Raw genomic sequence first — 20,017 nt, 5'->3', positions numbered from 1 at the left:
TGGCTCCATCACTACAATCACCACCGCCCCCACACCGCAACCGGCGGCAAACCACCCATCACCAGGTTGACCAACGTCCCTGGGCAGTACAGCTAGGTCCGCATCGCCAAGGACGGGACCTGGTGTGACTACCGCAGGAACGGGTCCACGGCCACCGCCACGAACAGCAGCGACACATAGGTGATCGACCAGTGGAAGAGGCGCATCTCCTTGAGCTTCCCGCCCGTGGCACCGGACTTCGCCCGGCTCTGGAGGGCGTGCGCCTCCCACAGCCACCAGCCGCCGGTGGCCAGCGCCACCGCCGTGTAGAACCAGCCGGTGTAGCCGAGCGGGGTGAGCAGCAGCGAGACCGCGACCATCACCCAGCTGTAGATGACGATCTGGCGGGCGACCACCCTGTTGGAGGCGATCACGGGGAGCATCGGCACGCCGACGCGGGCGTAGTCCTCCTTGACCTTCATCGACAGCGGCCAGTAGTGCGGCGGCGTCCAGAAGAAGATGACCAGGAAGAGGATGACCGCCGCCCATGACATCGAGTTGGTGACGGCGGACCAGCCGATGAGCACGGGCATGCAGCCCGCGATGCCGCCCCAGACGATGTTCTGCGCGGTACGCCGCTTCAGCAGCATCGTGTAGACGACGACATAGAAGAGGAGCGCGCCGAGCGCGAGCGCCGCGGACAGCCAGTTGACGAGCAGTCCGAACCAGAGGGTGGAGACCACCGCCAGGGTGAGGCCGAAGACCAGACCCTCACGGGGCGAGACCATCCCGGTGACCAGCGGACGCTGCGATGTGCGGTCCATCAGCGCGTCGATGTCGCGGTCGATGTACATGTTGAGCGCGTTGGCGCCGCCGGCGGAGAGATAGCCTCCGACGCAGGTCGCCACCACCAGCCAGAGGTCCGGTACCCCCTGGGCGGCCAGGAACATCACGGGGACCGTGGTGATCAGCAGCAGCTCGATGATCCGCGGCTTGGTGAGCGCCACGAATGCCTTGACGCGGGCCCCGAATGGCCGATGGCCCCTTGGACCGGTGGTCAAGACGGCCCCTGCGGGCCGGGACTCGACGGCCGTCACGCACACCCCTGACAGAGAATTCCCAGCGAGCCCACGAGGACGCCTCCCGCACCCGGTGGTTGCGGGGGCATGGACACCCGTGGAGGCTCGCGCGTACCACGCCACTCTAGACGTTGGCCGCATGCCGATCTTCGCGGGGGTGGGGTCGTGTTGAGCGGTCCGGGGCGATGCCGCGTATTCACCGATTGACGTGACCCGTCGACGTGACCTGAGACCGAACGAGGCGACCCGTCGACGTGACCGGACACCGAACCGGACACGAACCGATCACCGGAGCGGAGACCGCCGGTCATCGAGCCGAGCACCGACAGGAGGCGAAGTCCGGGCCGTGAGCGCACCCTGGCAGTGGCGGCACCGGAGGGAAGACCGGCGCTGTCCGAGGGGAGAGACGTGCTCTCGAAAGGACGCCCGCTGCTGCGAGGGTAGGCTCGACAACGCCCGGTACACCCGTTCAGTCACCGGGACCCGAACATGTGGAGAGGAGCCCTGACCCAGGGTGAGCACCAAGCCGACCACCACAGATCTCGAGTGGACCGCATTGGACCAGCGGGCCGTGGACACCGTCCGTGTCCTCGCCGCTGACGCCGTACAGAAGGTCGGCAACGGCCATCCCGGTACGGCCATGAGCCTGGCCCCCGCGGCGTACGTCCTCTTCCAGAAGCTGATGCGGCACGACCCCGCCGACGCGGACTGGACCGGCCGTGACCGGTTCGTCCTCTCCGCAGGCCACTCCAGCCTGACTCTCTACATCCAGCTCTACCTGGCCGGCTACGGCCTGGAGCTGGACGATCTGAAGGCGTTCCGCACCTGGGGCTCCAAGACCCCGGGGCACCCGGAGTACGGCCACACCGTCGGCGTCGAGACCACCACGGGGCCGCTGGGCCAGGGTGTCGCCAATGCCGTGGGAATGGCGATGGCCGCCCGTTACGAGCGCGGTCTGTTCGACCCGGACGCGGCGCCCGGCACCTCTCCGTTCGACCACACCATCTGGGCTATCGCGGGCGACGGCTGCCTCCAGGAGGGCATCTCCCACGAGGCGTCCGCGCTGGCCGGGCACCAGAAGCTGGGCAACCTGGTGCTGCTGTGGGACGACAACCACATCTCCATCGAGGGCGACACGGAGACCGCGGTCTCCGAGGACACCCTGAAGCGGTACGAGTCGTACGGCTGGCATGTGCAGCGTGTGGAGCAGCTGCCGAGCGGCGACCTGGACCCGGCCGGTCTGTACCGCGCGCTGAAGGCTGCTCAGGAGGAGACCGAGCGGCCTTCCTTCATCGCGGCCCGTTCGATCATCGCCTGGCCGGCCCCGAACGCCCAGAACACCGAGGCCTCGCACGGCTCGGCGCTCGGCGACGACGAGGTCGCGGCCACCAAGCGGGTACTCGGTTTCGACCCCGAGCAGACCTTCGAGGTCTCCGACGAGGTGATCGGGCACACCCGCAAGGCCCTGGACCGGGGCCGTGACGCGCGCGAGGAGTGGGAGAAGGGGTTCGCCGAGTGGCGGGCCGCCAACCCGGAGCGCGCCGCCGAGTTCGACCGAGTCCGCGCGGGCGAGCTGCCGGCCGGCTGGGAGGAGAAGCTCCCGGTGTTCGAGGCCGGCAAGGGCGTCGCGACCCGTGCCGCGTCCGGCAAGGTGCTCCAGGCTCTGGGCGGTGTCATCCCCGAGCTGTGGGGCGGCTCCGCAGACCTGGCCGGTTCGAACAACACCACCATCGACAACTCCTCGTCCTTCCTGCCGAAGGGCAACCCGCTGCCGGAGGCGAACCCCTACGGCCGGACGATCCACTTCGGCATCCGCGAGCACGCGATGGCGGCCGTGATGAACGGCATCACGCTGCACGGCAACACCCGCGTCTACGGCGGCACCTTCCTGGTGTTCTCCGACTACATGCGCAACGCGGTGCGGCTGTCCGCGCTGATGCACCTGCCGGTGACGTACGTCTGGACGCATGACTCGATCGGTCTGGGCGAGGACGGCCCGACCCACCAGCCCATCGAGCAGCTCGCCTCGCTGCGCGCGATCCCCGGTCTGTCCATCGTGCGCCCCGCCGACGCCAACGAGACGGCCATCGCCTGGCGGGAGATCCTGCGGCGCTGGACGAAGGAGTTCGGTGTGGGCACCCCGCACGGCCTGGCGCTGACCCGCCAGGGTGTGCCGACGTACGAGCCCAACGAGGACGCGGCCAAGGGCGGTTACGTCATGTTCGAGGCCGAGGGCCCGGACGGACAGGCCGCGGACGCCGAGGTGGTGCTGATCGCCACCGGCTCCGAGGTGCACCTCACGGTGGAGGCGCGCGAGCAGCTCCAGGCCGCGGGCACCCCGACCCGGGTGGTCTCGATGCCGTCCACCGAGTGGTTCGAGGAGCAGGAGCAGACGTACAAGGACAGCGTGCTGCCGCCGTCGCTGAAGGCCCGGGTCGCCGTCGAGGCCGGCGTCGGCCTGACCTGGCACCGGTACGTGGGCGACGCCGGGCGGATCGTCTCGCTGGAGCACTTCGGTGCGTCGGCGGACGGCAAGCTGCTGTTCCGCGAGTTCGGCTTCACCCCGGAGGCGGTGGCCGCCGCCGCCCGGGAATCGATCGACGCCGCCGGGCGCTGACGCCGGTATACGACCAGTAGGAGATGCAATTCCCATGACAGACGCACTCAAGCGCCTCTCCGACGAGGGCGTGGCGATCTGGCTCGACGACCTGTCGCGCAAGCGGATCACCTCCGGCAACCTCGCCGAGCTGATCGACCAGCAGCACGTGGTGGGTGTCACCACCAACCCGTCGATCTTCCAGAAGGCGATCTCGTCCGGTGACGGTTACGAGCAGCAGCTCGCCGACCTGGCGGTACGCAAGCTGACGGTCGAGGAAGCCCTGCGGATGATCACGACGGCCGACGTCCGGGACGCGGCCGACGTACTTCGTCCGGTGTTCGACGCCACCGGCGGGCAGGACGGCCGGGTGTCGATCGAGGTGGACCCGCGGCTCGCGCACAACACCGCGGCGACCATCGCGGAGGCCAAGCAGCTCGCCTGGCTGGTGGACCGTCCGAACACGTTCATCAAGATCCCGGCGACGAAGGCCGGTCTGCCGGCGATCACCGAGGTCATCGGGCAGGGCATCAGCGTCAACGTCACGCTGATCTTCTCGCTGGAGCGCTACCGCGAGGTGATGGACGCCTATCTCGCCGGCCTGGAGAAGGCGAAGGCCGCCGGACTCGACCTGTCGAAGATCCGTTCGGTGGCGTCGTTCTTCGTGTCCCGGGTGGACACCGAGATCGACAAGCGCCTCGACGCGCTCGGCACGGACGAGGCCAAGGAGCTGCGCGGCAAGGCGGCACTCGCCAACGCCCGCCTCGCCTACGAGGCTTACGAGGAGGTGTTCGCCTCCGCGCGCTGGACCGCGCTGGACAAGGCGGGCGCCAACAAGCAGCGTCCGCTGTGGGCCTCGACCGGCGTCAAGGACCCGGCTTACAAGGACACGCTGTACGTGGACGAGCTGGTCGCCACGGGCACGGTGAACACCATGCCGGAGGCCACACTCCAGGCGACGGCGGACCACGGGCAGATCACCGGTGACACGGTGCGCGGCACCTACGAGCAGTCGCGTGCCGAGCTCGACGCGCTCGCGAAGGTCGGGATCTCGTACGACGACGTGGTGCAGCTGCTCGAGGACGAGGGCGTCGAGAAGTTCGAGGCGGCCTGGAACGACCTGCTCAAGTCGACGCAGGCGGAGCTCGACCGCCTCGCGCCTTCGGAGGGCTGAGCATCTTGACTCCCGCACACGGAGCGAATCCGCTCCGTGACGCCCCCGACCGCCGGGCCGCCCCCCCGGGGCGGACGACAGCTTGCCGATCGCCCGCACTCCCTGCGCGAGTGCGCTGGTGATCAGCACCGGAGCGACGCCGGTCGACAGCGACCATCGCAGCGCCTCCAGAGCCTCTGCCGCCCGCCCCTCGACCGCACGGTCGGCGACGGTGAAGCTGGATGCCTCGGCGCGCCCCGTGTAGTAGCGCCCGACAACGGCCTCGTCGATCGTGCCATCGACGTCCGCCACGAGCTGTGCCACCGCGCTGGCGAGCTCGCGTAGGTCGCTGCCGATGGCGTCTACCAGCGTCTGGCAGGCTTCGGGCGTCGCCGACCGGCCGAGGCTCCGGAACTCGGACCGCACGAACGTCAGCCGCTCCGCCGGCTTGGTCGTCTTGGGGCAGGCGACCTCACGCGCTCCCGCCTTGCGCGCCGCGTCGAGCAGACCTTTCCCCTTCGCCCCGCCCGCGTGCAGCAGGACCAGCGTGATCTCCTCCACCGGCCCGTCGAGATACGCCTTGACGTCCTTGATCGTGTCCGTGGACAGATCCTGAGCGTCGCGTACGACGACGACCTTGCGCTCGGCGAAGAGCGAGGGGCTCGTCAGTTCGGCGAGGGTGCCGGGCTGGACCTGGTCCGGGCGGAGGTCGCGCACGTCGGTGTCGGCGTCGGCCGCTCTGGCTGCCGCGACGACCTGCCGCACGGCACGGTCCAGCAGCAGATCCTCCTGGCCCACGGCGATCGTGACCGGGGCGAGCGGGTCGTCGTTGGTGTTCTTCCTGGTGGCCATCGCCGACCAGCATCGCACGGGGCACCGACATCGCAGCGAGCCACCGATGCGCTGACGAGCCGGAGGCTACGACTCTTCGCGCCAGCCGTCCCAGTCCGCGACGAAACCATCCAGCTCGGCCGCGTCCAGACGCCCGTCAGGGTCCTCTACGACCACCAGCCACTGGGCGTCCTCGGCGTCGTCCTCGCCCGCCAGCGCGTCCCTGACCAGCTGGGGCTCGTCACGTACACCGAAGTGCTCACCTATGGCCTCGATAACCTCCTCGGCCGCGTCGCGGTCGGGCAGCACCAGCACATGTCTCACGTCGTCCACCGGAACATTGTGCCGCTCACCGGGAGCCGCGCCCGCCCACCTGCGGGACTTGGCGGAGCGCGACTCCGAAGTGATCCCGGTAGGCGGCCAGCACCTCGGCGTCGTTCCCGAGCTGCCGCTCCTCGCGCACCCCGTGCACCGTCGTCACCAGCTTCCGGCCGGTCAGTGTGATCCGCCCGTCCTCGGTGAGCAGGGAGCAGACGAGGGACTGGGTGAAGTGCGAGGCGGGTGAGGTGCGGTGGTACCAGGCACCGGCTGCGAAGTCGGTCAGCACACGCGGCCGCGGGTCCACCCGGAACTGCGGCTTGCCGTCCCGCAGCACGTCGAGATCGCCATCGGGTGCCTCGGCGACCCGGAAGGTGCCTGCAGGGTCCGGCTGGTCGCCGCGTTCCTCCACCAGCAGGGGATACCGACTGTGGTCGCCGAACCCGACATCCGCGAACCAGGGCCCGCTGCCGTCCTCGGTCTCGACGCGCAGCGTGAGATGGTCGTAGGGAATCCCCAGCCGGCCGTCCTTTCCGAACGTCCGGGCCTGGAGCAGGGTGACCCCGAAGCCCAGAGCGCTCAGCAACACCGCGAAGGCTCCGTTGAGTTCGTAGCAGAAGCCGCCCCGCTGGGCCTGCACCACCTTGTCCAGGAGGGGCTTGTCCTCCAGGACGATGTCCTCGCCCAGATGCATCGAGAGGTTCTCGAAGGGCACTGCGAGCAGGTGCCGGTGCTGTAGCCCGCGCAGAGCCCCGGCGTCCAGCCGCTCGGGGCGAGTGGCTCCGATACGGCGGAGATAGGCGTCGATGGTCTCCGGCGGCGTCGGCTGGGTCGTGTCCATGGAGCCAGTCTCGCCACCGGCCCACCCGTACGCCATGCACTGTTGGTCCTAGGCAGGGTCCTGGGTCCGTCGGACCAGACCGGTATCGGGCCCTCGCCGGAAGTGGCACACCAGGTGGGCCGCCTAGCTTGTGCGCCATGACGAGCACAGAGCCGGCACGCAGTCGGAGCCAGCGCCGGCAGGATGTCCTGAAGCGGCTCGCAGACGACGAGGACGCCTGGGTCGCCACGGCCTCGCCGTCCGATGATCCCTGCCTCGTACCGCTGTCGTTCGTATGGGAGCGCGGCACCCTGCTGATGGCCACACGCCGGGCCAACCCGACCGCGGTCAACGTGAGACTCCAGGGACGAGCCGTGGTGACCATCGGCCGTACCAGGGACGTGGTCCACGTCGAGGCCACCGGGGATCTCGTCGAAGGCCGCGATCTCGCGAAGGAGTCGGCCGACGCGTTCGCGGCGAAGCTCGACTGGGACCCACGGGACCGGGAGTCTTGGGTGTACATCAGATTCACTCCTGTCGTGGTGAAGGCCTGGCGCGAGGTGAACGAGCTGCCGGAACGACTGCTCATGCGCGAAGGCCGGTGGCTGGACTAGGTCCTGTCCGGGCCACGCAGCACTGCGCGCAGCTTCCTGCCCGCGCCGGTCACGGCGATCGCCCCGTCCTCGTCCGTACGGAGCACGGTGGCGCCGTTGGCCCGCAGAGCACTGATCGTGCGTGCTGAGGGGTGCCCGTAGCGGTTGTCCCTGCCGCAGCTGATGAGTGCGAGGCGCGGCCGGGCTCCCGCCAGCAGACCGGCGTGCTGAAAGGCGGAGCCGTGATGGGCGACCTTGAGGACATCCGTCGGGGGAAGGTCGGGGAGCCCGCGTATGAGCCGTCGTTGAGCGGGCGGTTCCAGATCGCCGAGCAGGAGCAGCGAGGGGCCATCGGCTGCCCGTACATACAAGGCGACGCTGGCGTCATTGGGCCCGTCCGGCGGAGGCCCGGGGGCTGCGGGCGGCCACAGCACGCGCCAGTCCAGCCGTCCCAACCTGCGCCGCTCCCCCGGTACCGCGTGCACCAGCGGCACCCCTTCCCGAGCGGAAGTGCGCCGGACGAACGCCGCCTGGTCCGCGGGCTCTTCATAGGGCGTGGTCTGCACCATGCCGACAGACCTGCCGCGGAGGACCCCGGCCAGCCCCGCGACATGGTCGGCGTGAAAGTGCGTCAGCAGTAGAAGCGGGATCCGGGTGATGCCCAGCTCGATCAGACACCGGTCGGCCAGTTTCGGATCCGGACCGGCGTCCACGACCACGGCCGTGCCCCTGCCGGCGGCGATCACGGTGGCATCGCCCTGGCCCACGTCGCACATCGCGAACGCCCAGTCCGACGGTGGCCACCCCGTGACCATCCTGGTCAGCGGGGCGGGCCTGACCACCGCGAGCACCATCATCAGGGCGCAGGCCCAGAGGGCCCAGGCGCGGCGGGCCAGCACCCGGACCGCCAGGACCGCCAGTCCACCCACCGCCGCGAGCAGAAGCCCGCCCCGCCACCCTCCGGGCCAGTCGATCTCGGCTCCGGGGAGTGCCGCGCCGAGGCGGGCGACACCCGCGATCCACTCGGCGGGTACTCCGGCGCACCAGGCCAGTCCCTCCGCGACCGGTATGGCCACCGGAGCCATGGCGAGCGTGGCGAAACCGAGGACCGTGGCGGGCGCGACAGCGAGCTCGGCCAGCAGGTTGCAGGGGATCGCCACCAGGCTGACGCGGGCCGCGAAAACCACCGCGACCGGAGCGCAGAGCAACTGTGCCGCGCCGGCGGCGGCGAGCGCCTCCGCGAGCCGCCCGGGCAGTCCCCGGCGGCGCAGGGCGTCGCTCCAGCGCGGGGCGATGGTGAGCAGCGCCCCCGTGGCGAGCACGGAGAGCAGGAAGCCGTAGGTGCGGGCGAGCCTCGGGTCGTAGAGCACCAGCAGCAGTACGGCTGCGGCCAGCGCTGGGATCAGCGATCGTCGGCGGCCGGTGCCGATGGCGAGCAGCGAGATAAGCCCGCAGACCGCCGCCCGCAGCACGCTGGGCTCCGGTCGGCACACGACGACGAACCCGAGGGTGAGCACCGCGCCGGTCAGGGCCGTCGTCCGCAGGGACAGCCCGAGTCGTGGGGCGAGGCCTCCGCGCTCCGCCAGGAGCGCTCTGCCGGGCGGCCCGACGAGCACGCACAGCACCAGAGTGAGGTTGCTTCCTGAAACGGCCAGAAGATGTGTGAGGTCGGTGGCCGTGAAGGCGTCGTGCAGTTCGGATCCGATCCGCGAGGTGTCTCCGACGACAAGCCCGGGGAGCAGTGCGCGGGCGTCCGGACCGAGCCCGTCGGTCGCGCGGCGGAGCCCGGCGCGCAGCGTCCCCGCCGTGTGCTGGATCGCGGACGGCTGAGCGGTGACCACGGGCGGTCCAGGGGCCCGTACCCTCAGGACCGCGGCGTACCTCCCGTCGCCGCCGTCCGGCGGCTCCGCGCGGGCCGCCAGCCGGAGTCGTGTCGAGGGCAGCAGGCGCAGCCACTGGGCAGCGGACGGTCCCGGTCTGGTGATGACCAGGACCGGTGCCCGTGTCGCCACCGCTGTTCCGTCCGGCCCGATGACCCTGGTGGTCTCCGCGTCCAGCGCGATGGTTTGTTCCGCTGTATGGGGCGTCTGGACCCGGGGGCGGATCGTGCGCGGATCACCGGCGACCGTCACCTCGGCCGTGAGCCGGTCGTACCGGCCCGCCGCTTCCGGAACGGGCCCCCGGTGAAGGTCGGCCCCGCGCAGGCCGCCTGCCGCCGCCCCCGCCGCAGCGCACACCAGGACGGCGGCAGCCGCCACCCGGTTCCCGGAGATGCCGGAAATCCGCGGCGTCCGGGCCCGTACGGCGGCCAGGCACACCGGGACAATGAGCAGTCCCGCCACTGTTAGGCACAGCACGGCCACGGTCCCCGGCCAGGGTGGGCGTGCTGTGAGGCTGGCAGCCGCGGCTCCCCAGGTGGCGAGCGCGGGAAGGACCAGCCGGAGATCGACCGGGCCCGACCGCTCCGGGTCTGCCGCTACGGCGGGGCGTGTCACGGCCGCACCAGGGCGCTCAGCTCCGCGAACCTGCGGTCACCGATCCCCTTGACCTCGCGGAGCTCGTCCACAGAGCGGAAGCCGGCGTGCTCGGTGCGGTAGTCGACGATGTGCTGGGCGAGTACCGGACCGACTCCCGGCAGTCTGTCGAGCTGCGCAACGGTCGCGGAATTCAGGCTGAGCGGAACCGCGCCGGGTCCGCCCGGAGTGCCCGCGTCGGCCACGCCCGGCTGACCGGCGGTGGGCACGCCAGGTGGTGGGGTTGCACCGACGACCACCTGCTCACCGTCGATGAGGACACGGGCACGGTTCAGCCCGGTGAGGTCGGTACCGGACTTCACACCGCCCGCCGCACGCAGCGCGTCGGCCACCCGCGAACCAGCGGGTAGTTGGAGCACTCCCGGTCTGTGCACCTTGCCGCTGACGTCGACCACGATCCGCGGCGCGTCGCCGCTCCCGGGGGCGGGCCGAATGCCGCGGGACAATCTGGGCTCCAGGCTCTGGAGCACTGGCAGGGTGGTGCGGCTGTCCCCGACGAGCTGCGGCGCGTGCACCGTTTCCGGCCGCCCGATCCAGAAGTGGTGGGCGGCGAAGCCCATCGCGGCCACGAGAGCGATCACGAGCGCCGCGAGCGCTCTCGGCTCCAGCCCGCATCGGAGCCGGATCCACAGCGGCAGCCGCTGCCGCAGGGCATGCCGCCTTCGTACGCCCGTCTGTGCCGCAGGCCTTGCTGTCGATGGTTCGGCTTCGGCGGGTTCCTGTGTCGGATGGGCGCCAGGTGTCCTGGCCACGGGCGGCAGGGCTTCCGCCGAGGACACCTCAGGCCGAGTGAACAGCGCCTCCGCTCGCCGGCGCACCGCAGCCGCTGGGGCCGGGGCCGGGGCCGGGGAACCGACCGGGCCGAGGAAGGCCGCTGACGCGGGATCTACTGAGCCGAAGTCAGCCGCATACCGGGGCTTCGGCACCGCAGCGGCCGGCGCGACGGACCGCGCCGTCCGCACGGGCACCGGCGGGCGCCCGGTGCGCCATCGGTGCCGACTGCCGCGGACCCGGCCGTCCGAACCCGGGGCGCGGCCCGGGCCGCTGGTCGCGGAACGTGATCGCTGTGTCATGCCACCTGACGGTAGGCACATCCGCGGATCCCCGCCGAGCGGCCTCAAATCCGGTGGACAAGCGGTCCGTTGTGGATAACTCCGCCACTCGTACGGGCGAACTACCGGGGTGAGACCACTGCCCCCAGCAAACCCGGCCCGGTATGTGCGCCGATCACCGCCCCGACTTCGCTGACGTGAAGCTCGGCGAGGTTCGGCACCCGCTCCCGAAGCCGCTCCGCGAGCGCCGATGCCCTTTCCGGAGCGGCGAGGTGGTGCACCGCGATGTCCACATGCCCCGTGCCGGCTCGTTCGGCCGCGATCTCCTCAAGACGAGCGATCGCCCTGGACGCCGTACGGACTTTCTCCAGCAGTTCGATCCTGCCGCCGTCGAGCTGGAGCAGCGGCTTCACCGCCAGAGCCGAGCCGAGCAGCGCCTGCGCGGCGCCGATGCGGCCTCCTCGGCGCAGGTATTCGAGGGTGTCGACGTAGAAGTGGGCCGATGTGGCCGCCGCGCGCTTCTCGGCGGCCGCCACGGCCTCGTCCAGTGTGCCGCCCGCGTCTGCGGCATCCGCTGCCGCGAGGGCGCAGAAGCCGAGGGCCATCGCCACCATGCGGGTGTCCACCACCCGCACCGGGACGGGGGCGTCACGCGCTGCCAGCACCGCGGCGTCGTAGGTCCCGGAGAATTCGGAGGACAGATGCAGAGAAACGATTCCGGTCGCCCCGGCCTCAGCCGTGGCGCGGTAGGCGGCGGCGAATGTCTCCGGACTCGGCCGCGAAGTCGTCACCGGTCGCCGTTTCTGCAGGGCGAGGGCAAGTGATCGCGCCGAGAGTTCGGTGCCGTCTTCAAGCGCCTGGTCACCGAGGACCACGGTCAGTGGTACCGCCGTGATGCGGTGCCGCTCCATCGTCTGCGGCGGCAGGTAGGCCGTGGAATCGGTGACGATCGCGACATGGCGGGACATGAGCGGGAGGTTACCCGCAGGGGACGCCGCGTGGCAGCCCGACCCCGCCCAGCCCCGCCGTTCTACTCCGCGAATCCTGGGGGCCGCCGGTCGTCTTCGAGGGACGGTCCGCGGCTCTGTCCGGGCTTGGCGAGTCGGGCTGTACGCCGGATCATGTCTCCCGGTTCCGCCACCGGAGACCTCACGGTCGCTGTGGAGAGGGCACAGGCGCAGCGGCAGCCGGGCACCGGTCACCCGGAGAAGGCGTAGTCCCGAGCCAGCCGGGGTCGGCCCGTCGAGACGCCCGGCCCGGCATGGAGTCTCCCCAGTCCCTTCGGACCAAGAGCCCTTAGTTCGTCGCCTCCGGACGCGGAGACTTCTGCCATGAGTACGGCTGCTGCCTCGGATCCCGCCCCGTGAGCGCCTGCGGAGGCTGCTCGCCGCCGTCCGCGCCCCGGTGGTCGGCCGGCTCCTGTCGCGCCGCGCCCGGGTCAGGCGCGGACGCCCGCGGCTCGGCAGCAGTATCGGCCAGGTCCACCACCGACCAGTCCGGTTCCGTCCGTGACCAGTCGCGCAGTGCGCCCGCCTCCACGTCGATCTGTGCGCTCAGCGCGGCCAGATCCTCCGCTGCGAACGCCTGGGCACGATCCCTGGCGGCCCAGCGGAGCGCGTCCGCCGAGTCCGTGATCTGCTTTACGCGCTCGCGCAGCTCGGGCAGCTGGCGCGTGACGCGGTTCCGGTCAGGCTCCCGCTCCAGTCGGCGAAGCTGGTCGTCCAGCTCATGACCATGCGCGCTCAGCCGCTGGAAGAGCCCGATCGACTCCTTCAAGGAGGCGTCCTCGGCCACCCCCGCGTGCAGCGCGTCCTGGGTGGCCTTCATCGAAGTGCGCAGCCGCAGCCGCAGCTGGGCCAGCTCACCGGCGACACCGACTTGCCCGAGACTCCTCGCACGGAGCGTGGTGTCCTCCACCGTGCGCCTGGCCTGGCTGATCGTACGGTCCACGCCCCGCTTGGCCGCGCCGACCGCCTTCACGCTCACGTACACCCCGAGCGCCACGAAAGCGACGAAGAGCAGCGCCAGGATGACGATGACTTCCAGCACGAGACGCCCTCCGGTTCGTATGCGGTGTGTACTCCCAAGGTAAACGGAGAGGGCAGGCCGGGGGTTCCATGGGAACCCCCAACCTGCCCTTAGGGGATACTCCAGGGTCCTCGCGGACCCGCCGGGGCCTAAGCGGTGACGATGTTCACCAGCTTCGGTGCCCGCACGATCACCTTGCGGATCCCGGCACCGTCCAGGGCCGCGACCACGGCTTCATGCCCCATCGCCAGGGCCTCCAGGTCCGCGTCCGTGATCGACGGCGGGACCTCGATGCGCGCCTTGACCTTGCCCTTGATCTGCACCACGCAGGTGACCGCCTCGTCCACCGCGTAAGCGGGGTCGGCGAGCGGGAAGTCCTGGTGGACCACGGACTCGGTGTGCCCCAGGCGGTGCCACAGCTCTTCCGCGATATGCGGGGCCAGCGGAGCGACCAGCAGGACCAGCCGTTCCGCGACCGACCGCGCCACGGGGCCGCCCGTCTTGGTCAGGTGGTTGTTCAGCTCGGTGATCTTCGCGATGGCGGTGTTGAAGCGCAGCGCCGCCATGTCCTGAGTGACGCCGTCGATCGCCTTGTGCAGCGCGCGCAGCGTCGTCTCGTCGGGCTCGGCGTCCACGACGGTGACCTCGCCGGTCGCCTCGTCCACGACATTGCGCCACAGACGCTGGAGCAGCCTGTACTGACCGACGACGGCACGCGTGTCCCACGGCCGGGAGACGTCCAGCGGCCCCATCGCCATCTCGTACAAGCGCAGGGTGTCCGCGCCGTACTCCGCGGCGATCTCGTCCGGGGTGACGGCGTTCTTCAGCGACTTGCCCATCTTGCCCAGCTCGCGCTTGACGGGCTCACCGTCGAAGAAGAACTTCCCGTCCCGCTCCTCGACCTCCGCGGCCGGCACCGGGAAGCCGCGGCTGTCCCGGTAGACGTACGCCTGGATCATGCCCTGGTTGAACAGCTTGTGGAACGGCTCGACGGACGAGACGTGTCCCAGGTCGAACAGCACCTTGGACCAGAAGCGCGCGTACAGCAGGTGCAGCACGGCGTGCTCGGCACCGCCGACGTACAGGTCGACGCCGCCGTGCGGCTGTCCTTCGCGCGGGCCCATCCAGTACTGCTCGATCGCCGGGTCGACCAGCCGCTGCTCGTTGTGCGGGTCCAGGTAGCGCAGCTCGTACCAGCAGGAACCCGCCCAGTTGGGCATGGTGTTGGTCTCGCGGCGGTAGCGCTTGACCCCTTCGCCCCGGCCCAGGTCCAGCTCGACCTCGACCCATTCCTCGTTCCGCGACAGCGGGGTCTCGGGCTGGGTGTCGGCGTCGTCGGGCTCGAACGTCCGCGGCGCGTAGTCGTCGACCTCGGGCAGTTCCAGGGGCAGCATCGACTCGGGCAGCGCGTGGGCGACCCCGTCCTCGTCGTAGACGATGGGGAACGGCTCGCCCCAGTAGCGCTGACGGCTGAACAGCCAGTCACGCAGTCGGAAGTTGATGGTCCCCTCGCCGATGCCGCGATCAGTCAGCCAAGCGATGATCTTGGACTTGGCCTCGGCGACGCCCAGGCCATCCAGCGAGATCTCGTCGTTCGAGGAGTTGACGGCCGGGCCCTGGCCGGTGAAGGCCTCGCCCTCCCAGCCGTCCGGCGGCTGCACGGTCCGGATGATCGGCAGGCCGAAGGCTTCGGCGAACTCCCAGTCGCGCTCGTCCTGGCCGGGTACGGCCATGATGGCGCCGGTGCCGTAGCCCATCAGCACGTAGTCGGCGACGAAGACCGGGGTCCGGGTGCCCGTGACGGGGTTCAGGGCGTACGCGCCGCTGAAGACACCCGTCTTGTCCTTGTGTTCGGTCTGGCGCTCGACATCGCTCTTGGACTGGGCCTGCTTGCGGTACGCGGCGACGGCTTCGGCCGGCGTCGCGGCACCGCCCGTCCACAGCCCCCTGACGTCCTGTGGGATGTCCTGGGGCCACTCGGCGGGCAGGATCGTGTCGATCAGGCCGTGCTCGGGCGCCAGCACCATGTAGGTCGCACCGAACAGGGTGTCGGGGCGGGTGGTGAAGACCGTGACCGGCGAGCCGTCGTGGCCTTCAACGGCGAAGTCGACGCGCGCGCCCTCGCTGCGGCCGATCCAGTTGCGCTGCTGGAGCTTGATGGCCTCGGGCCAGTCCAGCGCGTCCAGGTCGTCCAGCAACCGGTCGGCGTAGGCGGTGATGCGCATGTTCCACTGGCGCAGGTTGGCCTTGAAGACGGGGAAGTTGCCGCGCTCGGAGCGGCCGTCGGCGGTGACCTCCTCGTTGGCCAGCACGGTGCCCAGACCGGGACACCAGTTGACCGGGGCGTTCGACGCGTACGCCAGGCGGTACTGGCTCAGGACGTCGGCGCGCTCGACGGTGCTCAGTTCGTTCCAGGGGCTTCCGGACGGAGTGGTGCGCTCGCCGCTCTCGAACTCCGCCACCAGGTCCGCGATCGGGCGGGCCTTCTTCGCGTCCTGGTCGTACCAGGATTCGAAGATCTGGGTGAAGATCCACTGGGTCCACTTGTAGTAGTCCGGGTCGATCGTCGCGAACGACCGGCGCTTGTCGTGGCCCAGGCCCAGTCGGCGCAGCTGGACCTTCATGTTCTCGATGTTGGCCTCGGTGGAGACCCGCGGGTGCGTACCGGTCTGGACTGCGTACTGCTCGGCGGGCAGGCCGAAGGCGTCGAAGCCCAGGGTGTGCAGGACGTTGTGACCGGTCATCCGCTGGTGGCGGGCGTAGACGTCGGTGGCGATGTAGCCGAGGGGGTGACCGACGTGCAGACCCGCACCCGAGGGATACGGGAACATGTCCATGATGAACTTCTTGGGGCGGGCGGCGACCGCCGGGTCCCCGGCCAGGTCACCGCTCGGGTTGGGCGCCTCATACGTGCCGTCGGCGTCCCAGAAGTCCTGCCAGCGTGCCTCGATATCGGCGGCCATGGCCGCCGTATAGCGGTGCGGTGCGGCTACCTCGGCGGCACCCGTGTTGGTCTCGGTCATGATCCCTTAAAGCTCCATCGATCGTCTCTGCCGGCGGTCCCGGAACGGGCTGTGCCCACAAACAAAAGAACCCCTCACACAGGAGGGGACGCCGCGCCGACTCCGACCGGATGAGTCACCGGTCGGGACTGGTCAGCGCGGCCCGCTAAGCAGACGGCGTACGGCACGCATGGCGTCAGGGTACCGCAGGGTGCGTACCCGGCGTGGAGGTGAATCCGGGAGGCGCATCGGGCGCCAGGAACACGCAGCGTTCGCCCGTGCACCTGCGGTGATCGTGATCTCGCCATCCGGGGAACGTGATTCCGGCCACCCTCAAGTCGACTTGCGGGCGGTTTCGGGCCTCGAGTTACTCGGCGTATCGACCTGTTCCGGGGCAACCCCAGAGTCAGTTGCCGGTCGGACTGACCATTAAACGAGCAAAGTGCGTACTGCTTGGTATGGCTCGACCTAGCATGCGATCCACGGGACCGCTTTCCCGCACCATCGGAGTCGCCCCCATGAACCCACGTAGCAAGATCCGCTCATCGCCCGGCCAAGACCCGGGACTCAGCCGCCAGGTGCAGGGCGGACTGATTGTGGCCGCTCTTGTCATCCTCCCCGTGATCGCCATCACCGGCAGCGACAGCTTCCGCGCCGCGCTCGACTTCGCCTCCGGTGTCCTCTCGCTGGTGTCGCTGTCCGCCTCGGTCGCCTGGGGCCTCCTCGCCACGGACCGGCTGCTCCTGAACACGCGCCAGCGGCTGCTGGCCCAGGGGATCCACCGCGGCACCGCGACCGCCTCGCTCGGTTTCCTGCTGCTGCACGCCGCCGTCAAGGTTTCGCTCGGCCATGTGTCACTGATAGGCGCGCTCGTACCGTTCGGTCTCGGTGTCACAGGAACCTCCGCCCTCATCGGCTTCGGTTCGCTCGCCGGCCTGCTGATGGTCGTCGCCGCGTCCACAGGAGCCGCGCGCAGCGCGCTCGCCGGAAACGTCCAGCTCGCGGCGCGTTGGCGGGCCCTGCACATGCTCGCCTACCCCGCCTGGTGCTTCGCACTCGTGCACGGTCTCTACGCGGGTCGCCCCGCCGCCGCCTGGGTGACCGCGATGTACTGCCTGGCGCTCGCCGGTGTGGTCGGGATCGTCGCCCTGCGGCTGCTGCCGCGTCAGACCCAGCGGCAGGTGGCGGAGCGCATCGTGGCCCTGATGGGGGGCGACCGCCCGGCGGCCGAAGCCCCCGAGGCGGCCCTGCGCGACCTCTCCACCTCACCGCTGCCGGGCACCGCCGGGAGCGGGCCGGGGGCGGAGTTCGAGCGCGAGTTCCCGCGCCGCCGCCCGGAGGGCCTGGACGATGCGCTGGGCAGGCCCGCCGCCCAGCCTCTGGGATCACCGCTCACCGCCGCCCTCGGCCAGCCGCTCGCGCCACCGCGCGGAGACGCCCCGCGCATTCCCGCGCCCTCTCCCGCTCTGTACGAAGCGACGCCATCGGGATCCCTGTCGGCCGACGCCGGCATGGCCTCCGCCGAGTCCTTCCTGGGCGGCATCCCGGCGGCCCGCGGCCCGCTGCCCTCTGAGGGACCGGGTACGGGGATATCTGCCGCCTACCGTGCCGTCTCCCTGGCCGCCGACGGACCGGCTCGCACCACGGGCACCGCCGCGTCGGGACCGTCCGGCGACGTCCCCTTCGCCGAGCGGGTCCCGATGACCGAGGAACTGCCCATCGTCAACGAGTCCGGACCGCGGCCCGAGTCATGGCCGACCCCGTCTCCAGCGCCGCCCGGCCAGGCCTTCGCCCCACCGGCCCCCGCCACCCGCTACGAGACGGCCGACGCCGCACCGTACGACACCGGCTCCATACCCGCGTACGACACCGGGACCGGTTCCATACCGGCCTACGGCACCGGGTCCGGTACGGGTTCGGTGCCGACGTATGACACCGGCGGCATCCCGACGTACGACACCGGCTCCATGCCCACCTACAACACGGGTTCGACCCCCGCTTACGAGACCGGTGGGATCCCGGCATACGGCAGCGGCAGCGGCGGTGCGGCCACGTACGACACCGGCGGCATCCCGGCATACGAGACGGGTGCCACGCCGCAGTACACCGACCCCTATGGCGCCGCTTCCGCCTACGGGAGCGGGAGCGGAATCGGGGGCGGTGGCTACGCCGACCCGTCCGCGCCCCGCACGTCGCTGGACGACACGCAACAAGCCCCCGGCCCGCTGTACCCGCCCACGGCCGGGGAGCCCTGGAACACACCCGCAGGAGAACGACCGTGAACGCCCCTCTCCCCGATGTCCCCGAAGTCCGTGTCGTCGGCCTCCCCCAACTGACGCAGGGCTTCGACCTGGTCGAGCGCCTCGACCTCCAGATGCACCTGAAGGTGCACGGTCCGCTCGAACCCATGACCGGGGAGCGGCTGGCTCAGCTGGCCGAGAACATATCCCTGCGCGGCCGCGGCGGCGCGGGGTTCCCGTTCCATCAGAAGCTCCGTGCTGTGGCCAAGGCGGCCATCCGGCGAGGTGTGCGGCCCGTCGTGGTGATCAACGCCAGCGAGGACGAGCCTGCGTGCCGCAAGGACACGGTGATGGTCAACCGGGCGCCCCACCTGATCCTGGACGGCGCCCTGCTCGCCGCCGAGGCGCTCGGCGCCCGGACTCTGGTCGTGGCGGTGACCCGCAACTCCACCGAGGTCTCGATGCGTGCCGCGCTCGCCGAGCGGGGGCTGTCGGATCGGCGCGGCCAGGCACTGCGCGCGCGGGTGCAGCGCAACCCCGAGCGCATGGTCTCCGGCGAGGCCTCAGCGATCATCCGGGCGATCAACGGCGGTCCAGCGCTCCCCCCTGGCAGGCGTGAGCGCGCCGCCGAGTCCGGTGTGGGCGGCGCGCCGACGCTGCTGTCGAACGCCGAGACCTTCGCGCAGCTCGCCGTGGCCGCCCGCGTCGGCGCCCGCCGCTACTGCCACTCGGGCTTGGAGAGCGAACCGGGCACCGTGATGCTGACGGTGTCCGGGGCAGTCGCACGCCCCATGGTGCTGGAGGTGCCGACGGGTGTGCCGTTGCGCTATGTGCTTCAGCTCGCGGGCGCTCCGCCGGTCCCCCAGGGTGTGCTGACCGGTGGTTACCACGGCAACTGGATCGACGCCGCCGCCACGCATGACGCGGTGATCTCGCGGGAGTCGCTGGCCAACGTGGGGGGTGCGCTGGGCGCCGGTGCGATCCTGCCGATCGGCCCCGAGACCTGCCCGCTCGGCGAGGCGCAGCGGGTGGCCAACTGGCTTGCGGCCGAGACGGCCGGCCAGTGCGGTCCCTGCAAGCTGGGCCTGCCCGCGGCGGCCGGCGGGCTCTCCGACGTCATCAACGGAGGCGGACCGGCGGCCCTGGAGGCGCTGAGGGAGGTCACACAGGCCGTGAAGGGCCGCGGGGCGTGCAAGCACCCGGACGGCTCCGCGCGCTTCTTCGCGTCGACCCTGTCGGCGTTCACGGACGATTTGGCGGCGCACGTCCTGCACGGCGGCTGCGGCCGTGAGACGACCGGTGTGCTGCCGCTGCCCCTGCCCGGCTACGAGGAGGCGGAGGAGTCGATCCCGAGCGGCGAGAAGCTCGCCATCGACTGGACTCTGTGCAAGGGCCACGGCATCTGTGCCGAGATCGTGCCCGAGCTGATCCGTATGGGCCCCGACGGCTTCCCCACGGTGGCGGAGGCCGCGGTGCCGATGCATCTGCGGGGCCGGGCGCAGCGTGTCGTGCGCCGCTGTCCCGCGCTCGCGATCCGGCTTGAGCAGGCGCCCGCGGAAAGGCGTCAGAAGCAGCGGCCGGAGCTGCCGAGTTCCGGTTCCGGGCCCAAGGCGCTTGGCAGCGGCCGGGGTTGACGGGACATGAGAGAGAGGGGGGGCGGGGGGGGGGGTGGGGCGCGGGGGCAGCGGCCCCGGAGGCGGCGCCTGGGGCGCCCTTGGTTCGGCCCCCCGCCCGCCCGCGCCGCGGGCTCAGGGCCTCAGGTCCTGGGATCGACCCAGAGAGCCTGGGACAC

General features: G+C 70.9%; 13 protein-coding genes and 1 pseudogene. 5 read left to right on the top strand and 9 right to left on the bottom strand.

The genetic code is table 11. The features are described 5' to 3' along the window. Positions 1-128: 128 nt before the first annotated feature. On the bottom strand, positions 129-1,076 hold the full coding sequence (locus ACFWI9_RS20440) for a heme o synthase (protein WP_387163906.1): 948 nt from the start codon (positions 1,074-1,076) through the stop codon (positions 129-131). 496 nt (positions 1,077-1,572) lie between these two features. On the opposite strand from ACFWI9_RS20440, the gene tkt reads away from it, so the two are divergent. Then, the gene (gene tkt, locus ACFWI9_RS20435; RefSeq protein WP_387163904.1) at positions 1,573-3,675 is read left to right on the top strand and encodes a transketolase; all 2,103 of its coding nucleotides are present in this window, start codon (positions 1,573-1,575) and stop codon (positions 3,673-3,675) included. Between the two features lie 34 nt (positions 3,676-3,709). Then, on the top strand, positions 3,710-4,828 hold the full coding sequence (tal, locus tag ACFWI9_RS20430; protein WP_387163902.1) for a transaldolase: 1,119 nt from the start codon (positions 3,710-3,712) through the stop codon (positions 4,826-4,828). 39 nt (positions 4,829-4,867) lie between these two features. Here tal and holA read toward each other — a convergent pair. The 3 genes and pseudogenes from holA to ACFWI9_RS20415 form a co-directional block, all read right to left on the bottom strand. Beyond that, a pseudogene (gene holA / locus ACFWI9_RS20425) lies at positions 4,868-5,659 on the bottom strand (DNA polymerase III subunit delta); the annotation flags it as partial. A gap of 66 nt (positions 5,660-5,725) precedes the next feature. Beyond that, positions 5,726-5,971: a hypothetical protein gene (locus tag ACFWI9_RS20420; protein ID WP_387163901.1), complete on the bottom strand. Its 246-nt coding sequence runs from the start codon at positions 5,969-5,971 to the stop codon at positions 5,726-5,728. 16 nt (positions 5,972-5,987) lie between these two features. After that, the gene (locus ACFWI9_RS20415) at positions 5,988-6,797 is read right to left on the bottom strand and encodes an arylamine N-acetyltransferase (protein ID WP_387163899.1); all 810 of its coding nucleotides are present in this window, start codon (positions 6,795-6,797) and stop codon (positions 5,988-5,990) included. Between the two features lie 137 nt (positions 6,798-6,934). Between ACFWI9_RS20415 and ACFWI9_RS20410 the strand changes: the two genes are divergently transcribed. After that, on the top strand, positions 6,935-7,390 hold the full coding sequence (locus ACFWI9_RS20410; protein WP_387163897.1) for a pyridoxamine 5'-phosphate oxidase: 456 nt from the start codon (positions 6,935-6,937) through the stop codon (positions 7,388-7,390). On the opposite strand, the gene ACFWI9_RS20405 is transcribed toward ACFWI9_RS20410, so the two are convergent. The 5 genes from ACFWI9_RS20405 to leuS form a co-directional block, all read right to left on the bottom strand. Continuing rightward, on the bottom strand, positions 7,387-9,864 hold the full coding sequence (locus ACFWI9_RS20405; RefSeq protein ID WP_387163895.1) for a ComEC/Rec2 family competence protein: 2,478 nt from the start codon (positions 9,862-9,864) through the stop codon (positions 7,387-7,389). The genes ACFWI9_RS20410 and ACFWI9_RS20405 overlap by 4 nt on opposite strands. Further along, positions 9,861-10,682 (bottom strand): helix-hairpin-helix domain-containing protein, encoded by an 822-nt coding sequence (locus tag ACFWI9_RS20400; RefSeq protein WP_387163893.1) that lies wholly within the window; start codon positions 10,680-10,682, stop codon positions 9,861-9,863. The genes ACFWI9_RS20405 and ACFWI9_RS20400 overlap by 4 nt, the downstream gene beginning before the upstream one ends. 395 nt (positions 10,683-11,077) lie before the next feature. Further along, positions 11,078-11,923 carry a DegV family protein gene (locus ACFWI9_RS20395; RefSeq protein ID WP_387163891.1) on the bottom strand — a complete coding sequence of 282 codons (846 nt, stop codon included), beginning with the start codon at positions 11,921-11,923 and terminating at the stop codon, positions 11,078-11,080. 328 nt (positions 11,924-12,251) lie between these two features. After that, positions 12,252-13,004 (bottom strand): hypothetical protein, encoded by a 753-nt coding sequence (locus ACFWI9_RS20390; protein WP_387163889.1) that lies wholly within the window; start codon positions 13,002-13,004, stop codon positions 12,252-12,254. Positions 13,005-13,132: 128 nt separating this feature from the next. Then, entirely contained in the window at positions 13,133-16,006 is a 2,874-nt protein-coding gene (gene leuS, locus ACFWI9_RS20385; protein WP_387163887.1) for a leucine--tRNA ligase, read from the bottom strand. A 497-nt stretch (positions 16,007-16,503) separates the two neighbouring features. Here leuS and ACFWI9_RS20380 point away from each other — a divergent pair, with 497 nt between their 5' ends. Together ACFWI9_RS20380 and ACFWI9_RS20375 are read left to right on the top strand one after the other, a co-directional pair. Continuing rightward, positions 16,504-18,267 (top strand): hypothetical protein, encoded by a 1,764-nt coding sequence (locus tag ACFWI9_RS20380; protein ID WP_387163886.1) that lies wholly within the window; start codon positions 16,504-16,506, stop codon positions 18,265-18,267. Beyond that, on the top strand, positions 18,264-19,859 hold the full coding sequence (locus tag ACFWI9_RS20375; RefSeq protein WP_387163885.1) for an NADH-ubiquinone oxidoreductase-F iron-sulfur binding region domain-containing protein: 1,596 nt from the start codon (positions 18,264-18,266) through the stop codon (positions 19,857-19,859). The genes ACFWI9_RS20380 and ACFWI9_RS20375 overlap by 4 nt, the downstream gene beginning before the upstream one ends. Positions 19,860-20,017 lie beyond the last annotated feature (158 nt).

Origin of the sequence: Streptomyces sp. NPDC127084 (genome assembly GCF_042724175.1) — a bacterium.
Lineage (GTDB): Bacteria > Actinomycetota > Actinomycetes > Streptomycetales > Streptomycetaceae > Streptomyces.
Note: the sequence above shows the minus strand (reverse complement) of the source record. Positions and strands in the feature narration are given on the sequence as shown.